The organism is Streptomyces sp. NPDC031274, from assembly GCF_055570235.1.
The window spans coordinates 1-1,165 of the sequence record NZ_JBVIHP010000364.1; the positions used below are offsets into that span (position 1 = coordinate 1).

2 protein-coding genes are annotated in these 1,165 nt (G+C 73.6%); both read left to right on the forward strand.

Going from position 1 to position 1,165, the window contains the following annotated elements:
* Window positions 1–804: class I SAM-dependent methyltransferase (locus ACZ5CR_RS46400; protein ID WP_468870082.1), on the forward strand; the 804-nt coding region annotated here is incomplete at its 5' end.
* Window position 805: 1 nt separating this feature from the next.
* The coding region (locus tag ACZ5CR_RS46405; RefSeq protein WP_468870083.1) for an FAD-dependent oxidoreductase at window positions 806–1,165 on the forward strand (360 nt) is incomplete at its 3' end.

The window sequence follows — 1,165 nt, forward strand, 5'->3', positions numbered from 1 at the left end:
CGTGCCGCCGAGACCCAGCGCCCCGACCGGTTGTACGAGGACCCGTACGCCGCGGCGCTCGCCGGGGACATAGGCCCCGAACTGCTCGCGGAGGTCCGTGCGGCCACCTTCCCGCCCGGCCTCGAGCGGACGCTGCCGAGCACCCCCGACTACAACGCCATCCGCACCAGGTTCTTCGACGACTACCTGCAGGAGGCGGCGGCCGACCCGGAGACCACCCAGATCGTGCTCGCCCCGGCCGGCATGGACTCGCGCGCCTACCGGCTCGACTGGCCGGCCCGCGTGCGCTGGTTCGAGGTCGACCGTCCCGCCGTCCTCGCGTACAAGGAGGAGCGGCTCCCCGACGTCGAGCCGCGCACGGACCACCGCAAGGTCGCCGTCGACCTCACCTCCCCCTCCTGGGAGGACGACCTGCAGGCCGCGGGGTACGACCCCACCGTCCCCTCCACCTGGCTGCTCGAAGGGCTGCTCTACTACATCCCCGAGCCGGACACCCACCGCATCCTCGAACGCGTCGCCGCGATCTCCGCGCCCGGCAGCCGGATCGCCGCCGACATCGTCAACGCCGCGGCCCTGACCCTGCCTCAGATGCAGGGCCTGCTCGATGTGTTCGATGGCTGGGGCTGCCCTTGGCTGTTCGGCACGGACCAGCCGGAGGCCCTCTTCGACCGCTATGGATTCACCGTGCGGGCGCCCCAGCCCGGGGAGCAGGGCGCGGACTTCGGGCGCTGGCCCGACCCGGTGCCGTCGCGCGAGGTGAACGACGTGCGGCGGGTCTTCTTCGTCCACGGACGGCGGCGCTGACGTGCCGTCGGCAGTGATCGTCGGTGGCAGTGTCGCCGGGCTCGCCGGCGCCCTGGCACTGTCCGGCATCGGCTATCGCGTCCTGGTCATCGAACGGGCGCCGAAGCCTCCCCAGTGGTCCATCGCCGAGGCCGTCTCCTGGTGGGAACGCCCGACCGTGCCGCAAGGGCTGCACTCGCACACCCTCACCTCACTCGGCGTACGGGTGCTGCGCGAGCGGGCCCCCCAGGTACTCGCCGCGGCGCGGGTCGCGGGCGCCCCCACCCTCGACCTCACCGACGCCCTGCCCGCGGGCGCGAGCGACGCCGCACGCGAACCCGGCGACGCCGAACTGGTCGCACTCGGCTGCCGCCGCTCGAGC